This window comes from Sulfurovum sp. XGS-02, assembly GCF_023213175.1.
Classification (GTDB): domain Bacteria; phylum Campylobacterota; class Campylobacteria; order Campylobacterales; family Sulfurovaceae; genus Sulfurovum.
Genome location: NZ_CP093312.1, coordinates 1547214 through 1563649, shown reverse-complemented (window position 1 = coordinate 1563649; position 16436 = coordinate 1547214). Strand labels below are relative to the sequence as shown.

General features: G+C 37.0%; 15 protein-coding genes. 12 read left to right on the top strand and 3 right to left on the bottom strand.

All coding sequences use genetic code 11. From position 1 onward, the window contains the following. Nucleotides 1-61 precede the first annotated feature (61 nt). Genes MN086_RS07670 through MN086_RS07660 form a run of 3 tightly spaced genes read right to left on the bottom strand, consistent with a single transcriptional unit; the run spans nucleotide 62 to nucleotide 4003 of the window. Nucleotides 62-2551, bottom strand: coding sequence for an RND family transporter (locus MN086_RS07670; protein WP_248575431.1), 2490 nt, complete (start codon nucleotides 2549-2551; stop codon nucleotides 62-64). 27 nt (nucleotides 2552-2578) lie between these two features. Further along, a complete protein-coding gene (locus MN086_RS07665) occupies nucleotides 2579-3142 on the bottom strand; it encodes an ABC transporter substrate-binding protein (protein ID WP_248575430.1) in 564 nt (187 codons plus the stop codon). Between the two features lie 18 nt (nucleotides 3143-3160). Then, a complete protein-coding gene (locus MN086_RS07660) occupies nucleotides 3161-4003 on the bottom strand; it encodes a VacJ family lipoprotein (protein WP_248575429.1) in 843 nt (280 codons plus the stop codon). 162 nt (nucleotides 4004-4165) lie between these two features. Here MN086_RS07660 and rplI point away from each other — a divergent pair, with 162 nt between their 5' ends. From rplI to MN086_RS07600, 12 genes are all read left to right on the top strand, one after another. Next, nucleotides 4166-4609: a 50S ribosomal protein L9 gene (rplI, locus tag MN086_RS07655; protein WP_248575428.1), complete on the top strand. Its 444-nt coding sequence runs from the start codon at nucleotides 4166-4168 to the stop codon at nucleotides 4607-4609. A gap of 2 nt (nucleotides 4610-4611) precedes the next feature. Next, on the top strand, nucleotides 4612-5142 hold the full coding sequence (gene hslV, locus MN086_RS07650; protein ID WP_248575427.1) for an ATP-dependent protease subunit HslV: 531 nt from the start codon (nucleotides 4612-4614) through the stop codon (nucleotides 5140-5142). A 9-nt stretch (nucleotides 5143-5151) separates the two neighbouring features. Further along, entirely contained in the window at nucleotides 5152-6480 is a 1329-nt protein-coding gene (hslU, locus tag MN086_RS07645; RefSeq protein WP_248575426.1) for an HslU--HslV peptidase ATPase subunit, read from the top strand. Between the two features lie 101 nt (nucleotides 6481-6581). Further along, nucleotides 6582-7490 carry a GTPase Era gene (gene era, locus MN086_RS07640; protein ID WP_248575425.1) on the top strand — a complete coding sequence of 303 codons (909 nt, stop codon included), beginning with the start codon at nucleotides 6582-6584 and terminating at the stop codon, nucleotides 7488-7490. A 174-nt stretch (nucleotides 7491-7664) separates the two neighbouring features. Beyond that, nucleotides 7665-9197, top strand: a complete 1533-nt coding sequence (locus tag MN086_RS07635; protein ID WP_248575424.1) for a hypothetical protein — start codon at nucleotides 7665-7667, stop codon at nucleotides 9195-9197. After that, nucleotides 9194-9850 carry a hypothetical protein gene (locus tag MN086_RS07630; protein WP_248575423.1) on the top strand — a complete coding sequence of 219 codons (657 nt, stop codon included), beginning with the start codon at nucleotides 9194-9196 and terminating at the stop codon, nucleotides 9848-9850. Before MN086_RS07635 ends, MN086_RS07630 begins: the two co-directional genes overlap by 4 nt. After that, nucleotides 9850-10254, top strand: coding sequence for a hypothetical protein (locus MN086_RS07625; RefSeq protein WP_248575422.1), 405 nt, complete (start codon nucleotides 9850-9852; stop codon nucleotides 10252-10254). Before MN086_RS07630 ends, MN086_RS07625 begins: the two co-directional genes overlap by 1 nt. A gap of 4 nt (nucleotides 10255-10258) precedes the next feature. Next, on the top strand, nucleotides 10259-11839 hold the full coding sequence (gene mshL / locus MN086_RS07620) for a pilus (MSHA type) biogenesis protein MshL (RefSeq protein ID WP_248575421.1): 1581 nt from the start codon (nucleotides 10259-10261) through the stop codon (nucleotides 11837-11839). Beyond that, entirely contained in the window at nucleotides 11829-12641 is an 813-nt protein-coding gene (locus tag MN086_RS07615) for an ATP-binding protein (RefSeq protein WP_248575420.1), read from the top strand. The genes mshL and MN086_RS07615 overlap by 11 nt, the downstream gene beginning before the upstream one ends. Continuing rightward, nucleotides 12634-13371: a CDC27 family protein gene (locus tag MN086_RS07610; protein ID WP_248575419.1), complete on the top strand. Its 738-nt coding sequence runs from the start codon at nucleotides 12634-12636 to the stop codon at nucleotides 13369-13371. Before MN086_RS07615 ends, MN086_RS07610 begins: the two co-directional genes overlap by 8 nt. 51 nt (nucleotides 13372-13422) lie before the next feature. Beyond that, nucleotides 13423-15162 carry a GspE/PulE family protein gene (locus tag MN086_RS07605; protein WP_248575418.1) on the top strand — a complete coding sequence of 580 codons (1740 nt, stop codon included), beginning with the start codon at nucleotides 13423-13425 and terminating at the stop codon, nucleotides 15160-15162. 1 nt (nucleotide 15163) lies between these two features. Beyond that, entirely contained in the window at nucleotides 15164-16408 is a 1245-nt protein-coding gene (locus MN086_RS07600) for a type II secretion system F family protein (protein WP_248575417.1), read from the top strand. The last annotated feature ends 28 nt before the right edge of the window (nucleotides 16409-16436 follow it).

The following is a 16436-nucleotide window of genomic DNA, read 5'->3' as shown; positions in this document are numbered from 1 at the left end:
ATTGTAACATATTTTATAAAAGGAGATATTAATTCTAATAGAGTCAAAGTAGATTGTTAGACTATTTGACTCTTTTGAATGGCTTGAACACGATCAAAAGTTTGGGTAAAAGTATCATATCAGAGGTGAGTGCAGCGATCATTACTACCATGGTCAGCAGACCGAAATAAATGGTTGGGATTAGATTTGACAAGGTCAGGATGGAAAACCCTATCACGATAACCAGTGTGGTAAAGTATAAGGCATTTCCTATGCTGGTACTTGTTCTATGCATGCTAAAGTAGTAACGATTGTCCTTTTCAAATTCAACTTTAAACCGATGGATATAGTGTATCGTATCATCGATACCGATACCCATAGCAATAGCGGCTATGGTAATGGTCATAATGTCCAGAGGGATATGCAGCCAGCCCATAAATCCAAAGACAAGTGCTATGGGAATAACATTGACGGTCAAAGCGATCAATGTGAGTTTTAGAGACCTGAACAAAATAAGGAACATGAGGGAAACGATGAGCAATACGAGGCCGATCATCGTGATCTGTGAATGGAAAAGAGATTGCAGCATATTATTATAAAGGACCATAAGATTTGAGAGCTGTACGGTTGCTACATTAGGATCTATAAGTTGTGTGAGGTCATCTTTGACCTTTTTTAGTAGTGCGTCTCTGCGTAATACTTCATTAGAGTCTATGACACGTGTAGAGAACCTTAGCTGGTCATGTTCAATATTGACGTAAGGCGTGAGTATCACATCTCTGTATTTCTGGGGGAGTTTTTTATAGATCAAAGCGAGGTCTATACTGTCCAGGTTTTTGTTTTTATTGAGTATCTTTCCTGTAGCTAGAAGTGTGGCAAAAGACTGTACCTCACCTACCTGTGCAAGGTCCGTCAAATAGTGATGGACATTTTTGATGATCTGGATCTTCTCCTCCGTAAACCAGTATTGGTCCTGGTCCTCTACAGACGAAAATTCCTCTTCGAAGGAATCTGTCTCGTCAAATGTCTCTTCCTGGGTTGAAGCCGTGGATGTAGGAGTACTGTTTTTATCCGATAACGTGAGTATGACATCTAAGGGAGTGGTACCTCCTAGTTCCTGATCGATAATACTCATACCTTTGTAGATCTCCGTATCTTTTTTAAAGTAGTTAATAAAACTGTTTTCTACAATCAGCTGTGAAGCCCCCGTAATACTAAAGACAATTGAGAGAAGGGTGACGATATAGATCGCTTTTTTATCATGTAGTACGATTTTGGCAGTCAGAGAAGGTATAAAAGCCATAGATCTCTTCTGTTTTACGGGGGGTGTTTTTTTCAGTAACATCAGGACAGCAGGTAAGATAATAAATGCGATCACCAATGACATGGTGATACCTGCACTCATCATCCAGCCTAGATTGATGACAGGATAGATATGAGAATAGAGCAGTGAGGAGAAGCCTGCAATTGTAGTGAGAATAGCAAAGGTAGTAGGTGTGGCCTTTGTAAGCACCGTATATAAGATGAGTCTTTTGGACGAAGCACGAGGATAGCGTGTCAAAAGTTCTTCATACCTTACAATCAGATGCAGAACGATGGAAATGGTAATGATCAGCTGCAAAGCAATAAAGTTCGAAGAGATGACGGTGATCTCCCATCCAAAATATCCCAGGCTGCTCGTGATCGCAATAACGGAGAGCGCACAAATCAGAATAGGCAGCATCACCCATCTGATTTTTTTGAAAATAAAACCCAAAACAAGGATAATAAGGAGTATCAGAGTACTTCCGTAAATTAGTAGATCGTTTTTGATAAACCCGACAATATCGTTGGAGATCATTTGCACACCACCTAAAAAGAACGTGGCATCATCTTGATACTTTGAGATCAGAGCGCGGATTGCTGTAATATTTTGATTGTCGATGTCGCGTTGTGCATCTCTATGTGCTTTAAATGCTATAGAGACATCGTGGAGTTCCTGTTTCTCTTCTTTTGTAAGTAGAGAGGCTTTTTGTTTGTCAAGTAAACGATTTCTCTCTTCTAAAAGTGTGAAGTATTCCGGATCCTGGTATAAATGGATGATGATCGAGGAGATCGTGAAATCTTTATTGACAAGGCTGTCTTTATAGAGAGGGCTGGTTAAAAACTCATGCTTCACCATGGAGAGATTGATGTCATCACTCTTCAGTGTTCTGGTTTCATTGATCAGATCATCCATCTCTCTGATAGGTGAAAAAAACAGAGGTACGTTGATGAGTGAATCTACAGATTCAACACGAGGTAATTGCTCCAGGTCATTAGTGATACGTGTTAAGGTTTGCAGGCTTTCTGGAGAGAGTAGATCCTGTTTGGGTTTATAGGCAAGAATAAGGAGATCATTGGTTTGGAATCTTTTTGCTACAGTTCTGGAAAATGCCAGGTCTTTATCATCATTTAAAAGAAGTGTTTCTGCAGAAGCATCTATCTCCAGTTTTTGAATATTGATGCCAAAAATAAGTATACTGCTGATCAGGATCGTTAAAACCCAAAAAGGGTATTTGAGTATAAGCTTTTGATAAAGTGTATAGAGCATCGATGATCTTCTTATCTACAGAATGACTTAAAGCGATTCTATAAGCTGTTTTATCGTTTTTGTCTGTAAAAACTCTGAAAACTGTTTTCTATAGGTCTGTATAATACTCACACCGACCAACTCTACATCATAAATATACCATTCATTGGTATGTTTCTTTTTGTAAAAAAGATAGATAACTTTGTAGGTGTCATCAAGACCTATGACCTGAGTTTCCAAAGTAATACGGTTAGATTTGACCTTTTCCAGATCTTTAATGATCACTTTTTCATTGTTGTAGAGTCTTAGTTTATCCAGATAGGAATGTTTTATTTTTTTCTCAAAAGCTTTGGAAAACCGTGCTTTTTCATTGTTTGAAAGTGATTTCCATTTTCTGCCCAAACTAATTTGTGACATAATGTCAAAATCAAAAATATCGTCTATAATACGAACATTCTTTGCATCTTTTTGTTTCTGGGACAGGGTTTTGTCTTTCAAGATATTCAAGACCTCTCTTACCTTTGTATCCGTTACTTTTTGAATATTTTGCTCTTCTATCGCATAAAGAGAGATGAGAGAGAGAAACAAGAGTAGAATGATTTTTTTTAACATGTTTTTACCTTATTGCATTTATTCTGTTATATCAGAATTTCGTTTTTGTTCATAGGTGTCTCTAAAGAATGGATAGAGATCTATAGCATCTTCTCTAAGGTTTTCATATTCCCCTAAATGTAGAGATGTTTTGTTAATGGTATGAACCGAATAAATTCCGACAGATTGATTAAGATTTTGAGGTATTTTATAATGGTCTAATCCGTTTACATGTACGATAGGTGAGAGATAGGCATCCGCTGTAAGGCCTACTATATCTCTGATGTTTGATGGTCCGATGAATGGTAGGACAACATGGAATCCAGATCCTATGCCATAGTGTCCCAAGGTTTGACCGAAGTCTTCATCATGTGCAGGTATCGGTGTTGTCATATAGTCTGTGGCAACATCTATAAGTCCACCCAGTCCCACGGTAGAGTTGATAATAAACCTTTCCAGTTCGTCCGAAGAGTTTTGGAACTTGCCTTGCAAGAGGTTATTGGCAAAACGAATAGGAAATCGTAAGTTATCCACAGCATTGGACAGTCCTAATCGTAAAGGTTGAGGTATCACCGCTGCATAGACTTTAGAAACAGGGTTCAATGCATAGAGAATAAATGTATCATTGAAGGAGGTCATCACTCTGTTATAACCGCTTAACGGGTCACTGGCAGTAGATGTCTCTTGTTCGGAAAACTCTTCTTCAAACTCTTCTGCTTGATCGTCTTTCATTGGTTCATCAGAAGTAGCTGTTGTTAGAGGGGCTGTCGTCAGTGGATCTGTTTTATTGGGTTGATGATTTGAGTTGGGGCTGGCTTCTTTTGTTGTACACCCTTGAAATGTAAAAAGTGTGATAACAAGAAAGATGTAAATAAACTTCATTGAAAGATCTCCCCTTTTTGACATATTTTATATGCTATATATAATACTATCATCACACTAAAGCTATACTTTAAAGTACGCGATGTTATAGTACTTTTAACAGATGTCTAGTAAAAGTTTGTTAAAATTATAGGTACATATGGCATAAGAAGGAATAAATAAATGAAAGTATTATTGATCAAAGATGTTAAAGCACTTGGGAAAGCAGGTGAAATTAAAGAAGTAAAAGATGGCTATGGACAGAATTTCCTTATAGGAAAGGGTTTGGCAAAGTTGGCTACACCTGAGGTTGTAGAAAATTGGAAAGCCGAACAAGAAGAGATGGCAAGAAAACTAAGAGATGAACTGGCCAGACTTGAAGCTGAAAAAATAACACTTGAAGCGGCAACCATTAAAGTGGAAAAACCATTGGCACCTGTCGGTATCAAAGGTTCAGTTGGGAATGCTGATATATCAAACGCCATACAAGAACAACTCAACATAGAACTTGACAAAAAAAATATTAATCTTAAGAAAGCACTTAAGTCAACAGGTACGCATGAAGTGGATGCCAAACTTGGGCATGCGATTCATGCGACACTTAAAGTAGAAGTAGTAGGTGTATAGTCATGTTTGACGCAACTACGATACTGGGTTATAAGAGTAATGGCAAAGCAGTGATAGGCGGTGATGGCCAAGTAACCTTTGGGGATACCGTACTCAAAGGTAATGCCACAAAGATACGCACATTGCATGAAGGAAAAATATTGGCAGGATTTGCTGGAAGTACGGCAGATGCATTTAACCTTTTTGATATGTTCGAGGGCATATTGGCTGAAAAAAGAGGTGATCTTTTCAAGTCTGTCATAGGGTTTTCCAAAATGTGGAGAAAAGACAAACATCTGCGTCAGCTGGAAGCGATGATGATCGTACTGAACCAGGAGCATATCTTTATACTTTCAGGGACGGGTGATGTCGTAGAGCCTGAAGACGGGAAGATAGCAGCGATAGGATCCGGCGGTAACTATGCCATCTCCGCAGCACGTGCTTTGGACAAACATACAGACCTTGATCCAAGAACACTGGTACAAGAGTCACTTGAAGTTGCCGGTGAACTTTGTATCTATACGAACAAGAATATTAAAATATTAGAACTGTAAGGAAGTGTAGTGGAGAACTTAACACCTAAAGAGATAGTTACTTACCTGGATAAATATGTCATAGGACAGAATGAAGCGAAAAAGACGATCGCCGTAGCACTTAGAAACCGTTACAGACGTATGCAGCTCAGTCCGGAGATGCAGCAGGATGTGACACCGAAAAATATATTGATGATCGGTAGTACAGGGGTTGGTAAAACGGAGATCGCCAGACGTTTGGCCAAGATGATGAATCTGCCATTCATTAAAGTAGAAGCCAGTAAATATACGGAAGTCGGGTTTGTCGGACGAGATGTCGAGTCGATGATACGTGATCTGGCTGCAACCTCTTTGACTTTGGTACGTGAGAGTGAAAATGAAAAAAACAGAGAGAAGATAGAAAACTATATTGAAAACAAGATCATAGAAAAACTTCTTCCTCCGCTTCCAGCCGGTGCAAGTGAACAGAAGAAAGCAGAGTATGATGCCTCTTTTACACGTATGCAGGAGAAGTATGCCAAAGGTGAACTTGATTATCTCAAGATCAAAGTAGAAGTACCGAACACGCCTGCCATGCCAGAAGAGGGACTTCCTCCACAAATGATCCAGGTACAAGAGTCTATTGTTAAAGTTCTGGGAGGTATGGGTAAGAAAGGTCCGGAAAAAGAAGTTACTGTGAAAGATGCCAAGAAGATATTGGAAGCTGAGGCAAGTGAAAAACTTCTTGATGAAGAAAATCTTAAATCTCTGGCACTTGAAAAGGTAGAGAAGGGCGGTATCGTATTTCTTGACGAGATAGATAAAGTCGCTGTAGCTTCCAATTCACAAAGCAGGCAAGACCCTAGCAAAGAGGGTGTGCAAAGAGATCTACTTCCTATTGTAGAAGGTTCCTCTGTCAATACGAAGCTAGGTATGGTCAATACAGACCATATTCTCTTTATAGCTGCAGGTGCCTTCCATGTGAGTAAACCCAGTGACCTAATGCCGGAGCTCCAGGGACGGTTCCCTCTTCGTGTTGAGCTTAACAGCTTAAATGAAGAGACCTTATATCGTATTTTGACAGAACCCAAAAATGCACTTATCAAACAGTATATAGCATTGATGAAGGTTGAAGGTGTAGCGTTGAACTTTGAGGAAGAAGCACTGAGAGCCATTGCACACTATTCACTGCTTGCCAATGAAAAGACTGAAGATATAGGTGCCAGACGTTTACATACAGTAATGGAAAAGATCCTCGAAGAGATCAGTTTCTCAGCCGACGAACACAAGGGTGAAACTATCCATGTGGATAAAGCATTGGTAGAAGAGAAGATAAGCAAAGTGGTTGAAGATGAAGATGCAACCCGCTATATACTGTAAGGCTGTATTGAATCAGAGCAAAGCTCTCATAATGTAGCACTCTATACTAGGATGAATTTAAAACGAGGCGAAAGTTAAGAGGCACTTAAAAGGAAAATGAAATGTTTGATCATGAAAAAGAAGAAGTAGATACCAAAGCTGGCTTTGTTGCAGTGGTGGGAAGGCCTAATGCGGGGAAAAGCACATTACTCAATCACATCGTCGGTGAAAAGCTTGCAATGGTTTCAAAGAAAGCACAGGCAACACGTAAACGTATGAACATTATCGTCATGCATGATGATGCACAGATCATTTTTGTGGATACGCCAGGTATTCATGAAAAAGAGAGACTTTTGAATCAATTTATGTTGGATGAAGCACTCAAAGCGATGGGGGACAGTGATCTTATTATTTTCCTTGCACCTGTCACAGATAAGCTTACAGAGTATGAAAAATTTTTAAAACTTACGCAAGCCAAAGGTGTTAAGCACATCGTTGTGCTTACTAAGATCGATCATGTAAAGCAGGGTGATATATTGGCAAAGTTGGGTGAGTATCAGAAATATCAAGACTGTTTTGAAGCGATCATCCCTTTTTCTGTTAATAAAAAAGTAGGTAAAAAACAACTGCTTGATGAGATATGTAAGCATCTGCCAAGCTCTCCTTTCCTCTACGACCCTGAGATCCTCACCACAGAACATATAAGGAATATCTATAAGGAACTCATTCGTGAGTCTATTTTTGAGAACCTCAGTGATGAAATACCTTATGAGAGCGATGTGACCATAGAAAAGATCGACGAGGGTGACAGCATGGATAAAGTCTATGCAACGATCGTTGTGGAAAAAGAGACACAAAAAGGGATGATCGTAGGCCAAAAGGGTGCAGGGATCAAGCGTGTAGGTAAACTTGCACGTGAACAGATGGAACTCTTTTCAGGTAAAAAAATATTTTTAGACCTTCATGTCGCTGTTAAAAAAGGGTGGAGTAAAAACAAGGATGGCTTAGAAGAGTTTGGTTATATCATTTAAAATTGAGAAAGAATTTTTTCATAAAGCTGTATAAATAGCCTATATAGCAGGTACTTTCTGGTAAATTAAATATCAACAATTAAAAAAAGTTATATTTTTAGAAAGTTTTACATTTTGTAAGATTGTTTTAATATTATAACATATATAATTGGTCAACAAGGAAGGAAGTTTAAAATGTTTTTGAAAAAAAATTCGTCAGAATCGACTGTAAAAAATGTTGTTACGCTTAATGCATACACAGGTAAAAGTTATGCATTTAAAAATGATGTATTTAAACCTTTAGATAAGCTCACTTACAATACTTCAAATTTTATTACCTCGTATGTAAATAATAGAGATATTATTAGTACAAAAGTAAATATAAGTAGAAATATTCCCGAAGAAGATATTGCAGATATACTCGATATCAAAGCTTATGAAGAGTTAGGCCTGGATCAGGCTCATACGTATACTATCTCTTCGGTTGAACTTGAAAGTTCAGGGGAAGAGAGAGAATATCATATCTTCGTTGCTGAACCGGAGTCACTTGATGAACTCTATCTCCCTATAAAAGAGCAAACAAAATATATTGACCTCATTGTCCCGGCACCACTTCTTTATAAACCACTGTATAAAAAAGAGATACTACAAGACAATAAAGCACACTGCTTTGTTTACTTTACGAAAAATGATGCGTTTGTAACGGTGTATGAGAATGGTCAATATCTCTATTCGAAATCCATAGATTTCTCTTTAGAACAGATATACGATAAATATTGTGAGTCTATAGGTGAAAAAGTTGATGAAAAAGAGTTTTACACTGTACTAGAATCAGAAGGTCTTAAAACAACAAACAGTGACTATCAACAAAGTTTTATGAAAATCTTTGCTGATGTCTTTATCACGATTAATGACATCATTATTTATGTAAAGAGAGCATTTGAGTTAGATACCATAGATCAATTGTTTATAGGAAGTGAAAAAGGGCCTATTATCGGGTTAGATGACTATAGTCAGAACTATTTAGGTTTACACTCATCAGATTTTAATTTCAACTATAATGTATCAAGTGATGAATGGTATACGGATCAATTACAATATTTGATGCTCCTAAGTTCATTTGACTATATGGAAGATGAATCTTCTTTTGTCAATTTAACTACGTATCCACGTGCACCATCTTTTGTCAATAGAGCAAGCGGTCAGTTCATTATTTCAAGTGCTGCTGCTATTGCTTTGAGTTTGGCATATCCTTTGGTCTACCTGGTAGGTTCCTATGTAAATGATGCAAAAATTTATGCATTAACAATTGAAAATAATAAACTCACAGCCGAATCGAATAAGTATAAAAAAATACTGAGTGAGAAGAAAAGCCAGATCAAAATGTTAGATGACAAGATAAAAGTATTATCCGATACATATGATGGAAAATCAAAGATGCTTACATCTATTTACGATAAAAAAGTAAATTACCGTTTGAAGTCAGGGATCTATCATACGCTTGCTAAAGAGCTTGATCAGTTTGACGTACATGTAGAGATGTTAAAAAGTGAGAAGGACACATTGTGGCTCTCCTTACTTAGTTCAGATGACAGAAAATTTACAGAAGTGATTAAATATATGTCTGATACCCATTTTGATGAAATCATTGAAATAGATATCGAAAGAATCCAAAAAGACCCTGAGAGTAATTACTATGCAGGTCTGTTAAAGGTTGTATTAAGATGAAATATTTAGAAGATAAATTAGAAGCATTAGATATCTATTTTGCTCCTAAAAAAGAGAGCGAAAAATGGGTAGTGATCCTTGGTATAGCCGGTATTATAGCATATTTAGGATATGCCTATTTATTACCTTATACAGAAGATCTCTACAAAAAAAGTGAACGAAGTAAAAAAAGCATACAAAAAAGTATAAAAGACAACAATATCTATCTTAACTCTATCACAGTGAGCGGTGATCGTGAATACTATGTGAAGAAATTTGATAATGATATCGTTGTCAAAAAGAAAAAGATCGTCGATACAACGAACAAGATCAAATTTATAGACTCGAATTTGGAAAAGCTTTCTGATATGTTGTTCAATCAAAAAAGTTGGTCTATATTCTTAAATTCAGTGACACATAAAGCAGAGATACAAAATGTTGACCTGGAATATATTACGAATAAATATGTCAGTGAAAATACAGGTAGTTTTGGTCATGTTTTAGAAATCGGTATAGGTTGTAAGGGACCCTATAAGAATATTGTGAAGTTTATGAATGAACTTGAGCAAAATGTTTTGGTAACAGATATCTTTGAATCCAAATTGGTTTCGGATACTAATTCATCAGATACTATAGCAGATATTAATATTTCAGTATGGGGGATAAATCACTAATGAAAAAGATATTTTTATTACTATTACCACTGACAGTGCTCTTAAATGCAGATTTATCTGTTAAACAGATACAAGATATGATTTTTAAAATACACGAAAAACGTGAGGGTGTGGATTTAGCAACTTTAGAGAGTACAAAGGATCCATTTGTACGCCTACAAGTAGAGAATAATGTGACAAAAGTCGCAGTAAATGATACCAATGAAGCGAAATTAGTACTGCATGCTATAGTAAATGGCAAAGCTTATATTAATGATTCATGGAACAGTCTTGATGATAGTGTTATGGGCTATACATTAAAATATGTAGGTGAAAGAGGTGTGGTACTTCGAAATGAGAATCACATTAAAAAATTATTTCTTCATGATAAGAGAGATAATTTCATAAAGTTGGAAGAAAGGTAATAGAATGAAAAATATACATACATCAGGATTTAAGTTTCTTGTAGTACTAGCAATGCTATTAGGGTTTACTCATAACCTCTCAGCAGGAAGTTGTTCTACAAAGTTATTTAGTGTGACGATAGACAGTAAATTGACCATTAGGGATGTTATAGACAATCTTGCAGATACATGTGGATTGAGTGTGATTGTAAAAGATGATGCTGCAAAGTTACGGATGAATAACAATCTTTATTATGTAAAGTTGAAAAACAGTACATTAAAAGGTTTTTTAAATACGATCCTTAAAGACAATGACCTCAATTATACACTCAATGGAAATAAACTGACGATCTCATATTTGATCACACGTACATTCCGTATTCATTATATTTCTGGACAGAGAAAAGGTGTGAGTACTGCCAATGTGACTATTGCCGGTAGTGAAGACTCTGCTCAGCAAGCAGGAGGTGGTGCTAATTCGAGCCAGTCATCGTCTAAAACAGGTATAGAGATAGAAAGTACGGATGAGTTCCAATTTTGGAAGACGGTCGAAGCAGAGATACAGCGTATCTTGATCGGTGCAGCTGATGGAAGTACCCATTATACAAGATCTGGTGATACATGGACGGGTCCGGATGGTAAAGTGTGGGAATATAATCCTTTGGCACCAATCGTGAATCCGGAAGCAGGTATGGTGACAGTAACAGGTACAGATCGACAGATCAACAGAGTGGCTAGGTATGTACATGAACTTACAAAACAGATCAAATCACAAGTATTGATCGATATACGTATTCTTAGTGTATCCTTTGATGACAGTACTACAACTGGGGTTGACTGGTCTCAACTCTATAGTTTGCAGAACCAAACGATCAATAGTATCCTCATGGCACAGAAAAATATAGCTGAGTTTACATTTGATACAACAGACGGTATAACAGAATATGCAGCCTCACCTGATACAAGACCAAGTAATGCACAACTTTTCAGTGCTACAGGAAGTACAGATGTAACTGAAGTGGTGAAATTCTTATCGACGCAGGGAGATGTCAAATCTGTCTCAAGCCCTCGTGTGATGGCTCTCAACAACCAACCTGCATTGATCAGTGTAGGGCAAGAGCTCTTCTATAAGATCAAGTCTTCGAGTACAGCATCAAGTACAGGTGGTGCTGTTGCTGCAGAGGGTGAGGTTGTTGATTCTGTCTTTGCCGGAGTTCTACTGGACATTACACCGGAGATCGATAGTAACGGAATGATTACCTTAAAGATCAACCCATCTATTTCGGATACAATAGATACCGTTACAACAGGTGCAGGTGCAAGAACGATCCCGCCTGATTTAGTTAAACAACAGATCGCCTCTGTGATCAAGGTAAAAGATGGGGAGCATGCTATACTTGGAGGGCTTATATCGACACAAACAGGGTTTAAAGACAATCATGTACCACTTTTGGGTGATATCCCTGGGTTAGGTACTTTATTTAAACGTCAAGAGAAAATTAATACAGTAGAAGAGTTGGTATTTATTATCACTCCACATATCGTTAAAAATTCTAAGTCTGTTTCATTAAAAGACTTGGGATATGCAAAGTTAAATGAAAAGTAGATATGAAGCTGCTAAAAATGTATTCGTTGATTCGGTAGATATTGACGATTACATTGATCTAGATTCTTCAGTCACGGCTTTTCAACAATTGCAGCATAGCATGAATAAGCCGCTGAAGATGATCTTACTATTTGGTAAACCTGGTACAGGTAAAAGTATTTTACTCACTCGAGTCCAGGAAAAACTAAAGCACCAAAAAGAGATTCACTATTTTGATACACCTGCGATCAATGAAAAAGAGTTTTTTCATAAATTATTTAAAGTTTTAACAAAAAAGGATCTACCGAGCAACACGGAAGTGAATTTTGCTTCATTAGTTGATTTCTGTAAAAACCTCAGAGGTAAAAGAGAGATCATTATCTTACTGGATGAAGCACAAATGTATAGTCCTGAGATGATGGAAAAGATTCGCCTTCTTTCTGACAGCCGTGCTGTCAAATTTGTCGTTTCTTTACATAAAACAGAAGATGAAGATTTGATAGCCAAAGAGCATTTTCAATCTCGTATATGGGAAGTGATCGAGCTTAAAAATGCTACAAAGGAAGATCAGACTGCCTATATCCATAAAAAACTTTTAAAGAAGAATCTTTTTGAAATAGCAAACAGTATTAAAGCGAAGAATATTAAACGTATTCACAAATATACTAAAGGTAATTACCGAGAGTGTAATAAACTTTTGTTTACTATTTTTGAAATTTGTGAATATTATGATAAAAATGAACCCTCAAAAGTGAACTATACGAAGATATCAGACCGAATTATTGAAATGGCAGCACTGAAATTAGGATACATTCATGTATGATATAAAACAGTTAGAGGAAGAGTGGAAACGATATAGGAAGAAAAAGTTAAAACCTTGGTATATAGGCTTTGGAATTCTTGTTATTTTAGCCATTTTTATTATTTTTTTTCAAACAAATAGTAACATGAATATTGGTACTTTGAAAGGCTATTTTGAGACTTCAAATGTCAACCGAACTCTTGAATACAATGAAGCGTCTAAAAATAGTGTAACGTCTGATAGGATGAATGTCAAAGAGAGTGTACTACTTGATAAGGCTTTGGACAACTTGGAAGTCAAAGAGAATATGATAGAGATGGCTGATAAAGTGGAGAAGACACATAACAATATACTGGTCGATATACCTATACTTGATGACAGTAATGAAAATAACTCTGAAGAAGAGATCGTGGCAGAGAAGAAAATACATCTAGAGATCATTGATTCAACAAGTGTCTCAGGATATAAAGATGTAGAGAAGCGTTTTTTTGAATCACATGACATAGATGATGCTTTATTTTTAGCTAAAAGTTATTATAAAAATGGAAATTATCAAAAAGCTGAATATTGGGCATTGGAGACGAATAAACTTGATGAGAGTAAGGAAGAGAGTTTACTTATTTTTGTCAAATCAAAAGTCAAATTGGGCCGTAAAAATGAAGCCTTGTCTATTTTAAATGCTTATCTGAAACAGTCAGACTCACGAGAAGCAAAAAAGTTATTATATCGGATTGAAAATGATAAATTATAAAATTAAGTTAAGTATTATGGTATACTTTTTGAATATAGTTGGGAGCGGTAAATGGTAAAACTCATTGAAATCATGCTTAAAGAAAACCTTATCACGAAAGAAGCGATTTCTACATTGGTGAAAAGCAGACCTCCCAAAAAGATTTCCTTTGCAAACCTCTTAGCAGAAGGGATGACAGATCTGCATACAGTGGAGATCTTTCTGGCTAAGAAGATAAGGCAGGGTGTGATTACTTTGTCACATCTTGAGAAGATCGAAGGAATCAACATTATTCCTATCATAGAAGAGGTGGCAAAAACACTGCATGTAGAATATATTGATCTGGATGATGTTGAAATTGATATGAAACTCTTTTCAAAAATTTCATACAGTCAATTGCTCAAATATAATATTATACCTATAGAAGAGAGTGACTTGCATGTACTTATTGTATTTGATGATCCTCTTGATATGGCAGCCCAAGATGCCATACAAAGACTTTTCCCGAAGAAACCTATACGTATTGCTATTGCTAAACCATCGCAGATCAACCAGCATTTGCAGCGTCTAGAGATCAATGAGAGTATTAAAGGGTTGGTTGCAGATATTCGTAAGGATCTGGCACAAGAGGGAAAGGTTGATGAAAAAGCGGATGAATCGCCTGCGGTTCTAAAATTGATCGATGTGATATTGAAATCAGCTATATTTGCAGGTACCAGTGATATTCATATTGAAGCAATGGAAAAAAACTGTATTGTCAGGTTCCGTGTAGACGGTATATTACGTCAAAGTTTTACATTCGATAAAGATATTTTTAACCCGTTGGCTTCTAGAATGAAACTACTTTCAAACCTGGATATTGCAGAAAAAAGAAAACCACAGGATGGTAGGTTCTCGGCGACCGTATCACAAAAAGATTTTGACTTTAGGGTTTCAACGTTGCCTACGATATTTGGTGAGTCAATTGTTCTTCGTATCTTGGATAAGTCCAAAGCGATGATCAGGCTTGAAGAAGCAGGTATGAGTAAATTTTGTTATGACAGATTTTCTGAATCGATCAAGGTACCCTATGGTATTGTGCTTGTTACCGGGCCTACCGGATCTGGTAAAACGACTACGCTTTACGGTGCACTCAATGCGATCAAAGATGTAAAAGATAAGATCATCACAGTGGAAGACCCGGTGGAGTACCAGATGGGTGGTTTACAGCAAGTACATGTCAACCCAAATGTTGGTCTGGGTTTTGCAGATGCACTTAGATCTATACTCAGACAGGATCCAGACAAAATCATGATTGGGGAGATCAGGGATAAGGAGACATTGAGAATTGCCATTCAAGCAGCATTGACGGGCCACCTTGTTCTCTCTACTCTGCATACCAATGATGCGATCTCTGCAGTTACAAGAATTTTGGATATGGGTATTGAAGAGTATCTGGTCAGTGGTGCATTGGTTGCGATTCAGGCACAAAGGCTTGTTCGTAAAATATGTGTTCACTGTAAGAAAGAGACGGTACTTGATGTAACGCTTAGAAAATCAGTAGAAGAGTACCTCCCTGAAAACCCTACTTTCTATATAGGAGAAGGGTGTAAAGAGTGTGGACATAGCGGTTATGCAGGAAGGGAGATGATATCTGAAGTGTTAACTGTCAGTGAAACGATGTCACGTATGATCGCAAATAACGCATCTAAAGAAGAATTGACACAACAAGCTGAGGAAGAAGGATTCATTACGATGTTTGAAGATGGTGTCCATAAAGCATTGGAAGGTAAAACGACCATTGCAGAAATTTATAGAGTAGCGAGGTTATAAGATGAAATATTTTAATGTAACAGTAATGGAAAAGGGTAAAAAAAGACAAGAGCTAGTGAAAGCCGTCAATAAAATGGCAGCCATTGACCTTGCGAAACAAAAATTTCCTATGACAATGGTGATGAAGGCTATGGAGACATCAGCACCTCTTGAAGATAGTTTATCTGAACTCCTTTCAGGAGTTCAAAAGTCATTTAAATCCAAGATACCACTCAATGATAAAATATCAACGATAAGACAAATCGCCGTCATGACCGATGCGGGTATTCCTATTAATGATACATTGTTGGAAGTTGCAGAAAATACTGAGAATAAACAGCTTAAAGAGATCTATACAACGATCAATAAAGATATTAATTCAGGTAATAGTATCTCAAATGCGATAGAGCCGTATACGAATGAGTTTGGGCATGTTGCTATCGCTATGACAAATCTTGGAGAGAGAACAGGTAATATTTCAGAGTCTTATCACAAGCTTGCAGATATACTTGAAACGATCAGAGATAATACGGCAAAATTTAAAAAAGCCATTAGAACACCATTGATCACATTGGCCGCAATGGCTATTGCATTTACTATCTTGATCATGGTGGTTGTACCAAAATTTAAAGATATTTTTGCTAGATTTAAAACAGAACTTCCAATTCCTACACAGATACTGCTTAAACTGGAATGGGCATTCACTAATTATGGTTTACTCATTCTTTTTATCCTGTTTGCTTCTGTCGTTGTTGTAAAATATCTCTATAAAAATAATACAGATTTTAAATACCAGATGGATAAGATGATGATACACCCAAAGTTTTACTTGATCAATAAAGCGATCTTTCTCTCTACTATGCATAAATACAATTTGGTCTTTGGCCAGTTGGTTAAATCAGGAATTCCTGTCTCTGAAGCATTGGAGACGGCTGTCGGTATGGTTGATAATGCTGTGATCAAAGAAAAGTTGTTAACGGTGAATGCAAACATTGGCCGTGGTATGAGTCTGGCTGAAGCATTCCAGTTGACCGGTCTGTATGAAAATATGTTGCTTCAGATGATAAAAGCGGGTGAAGCGGGTGGTCAATTAGATGCCATGATGGATAAAGTGACCGATTATTATGATATGCGATTCCAGGATCTGATCGATAATCTTGCTGCCTATATAGAACCGATCATGCTCTTCTTTATTGCAGCATTGGTACTTCTCATGGCTCTGGGTATCTTTATGCCAATGTGGGATCTTGGACAAGCGGTAAAATAGACCATAGAAGAGAGAATAATTTTCTCTC

Excerpts from the sequence above, each read along its gene's own strand:
- MN086_RS07670 (WP_248575431.1), bottom strand. The coding sequence starts at position 2,551 with ATGCTCTATACACTTTATCAAAAGCTTATACTCAAATACCCTTTTTGG.
- MN086_RS07665 (WP_248575430.1), bottom strand. The coding sequence starts at position 3,142 with ATGTTAAAAAAAATCATTCTACTCTTGTTTCTCTCTCTCATCTCTCTT.
- MN086_RS07660 (WP_248575429.1), bottom strand. The coding sequence starts at position 4,003 with ATGAAGTTTATTTACATCTTTCTTGTTATCACACTTTTTACATTTCAA.
- rplI (WP_248575428.1), top strand. The coding sequence starts at position 4,166 with ATGAAAGTATTATTGATCAAAGATGTTAAAGCACTTGGGAAAGCAGGT.
- hslV (WP_248575427.1), top strand. The coding sequence starts at position 4,612 with ATGTTTGACGCAACTACGATACTGGGTTATAAGAGTAATGGCAAAGCA.
- era (WP_248575425.1), top strand. The coding sequence starts at position 6,582 with ATGTTTGATCATGAAAAAGAAGAAGTAGATACCAAAGCTGGCTTTGTT.
- MN086_RS07635 (WP_248575424.1), top strand. The coding sequence starts at position 7,665 with ATGTTTTTGAAAAAAAATTCGTCAGAATCGACTGTAAAAAATGTTGTT.
- MN086_RS07630 (WP_248575423.1), top strand. The coding sequence starts at position 9,194 with ATGAAATATTTAGAAGATAAATTAGAAGCATTAGATATCTATTTTGCT.
- MN086_RS07625 (WP_248575422.1), top strand. The coding sequence starts at position 9,850 with ATGAAAAAGATATTTTTATTACTATTACCACTGACAGTGCTCTTAAAT.
- mshL (WP_248575421.1), top strand. The coding sequence starts at position 10,259 with ATGAAAAATATACATACATCAGGATTTAAGTTTCTTGTAGTACTAGCA.
- MN086_RS07615 (WP_248575420.1), top strand. The coding sequence starts at position 11,829 with ATGAAAAGTAGATATGAAGCTGCTAAAAATGTATTCGTTGATTCGGTA.
- MN086_RS07610 (WP_248575419.1), top strand. The coding sequence starts at position 12,634 with ATGTATGATATAAAACAGTTAGAGGAAGAGTGGAAACGATATAGGAAG.
- MN086_RS07605 (WP_248575418.1), top strand. The coding sequence starts at position 13,423 with ATGGTAAAACTCATTGAAATCATGCTTAAAGAAAACCTTATCACGAAA.
- MN086_RS07600 (WP_248575417.1), top strand. The coding sequence starts at position 15,164 with ATGAAATATTTTAATGTAACAGTAATGGAAAAGGGTAAAAAAAGACAA.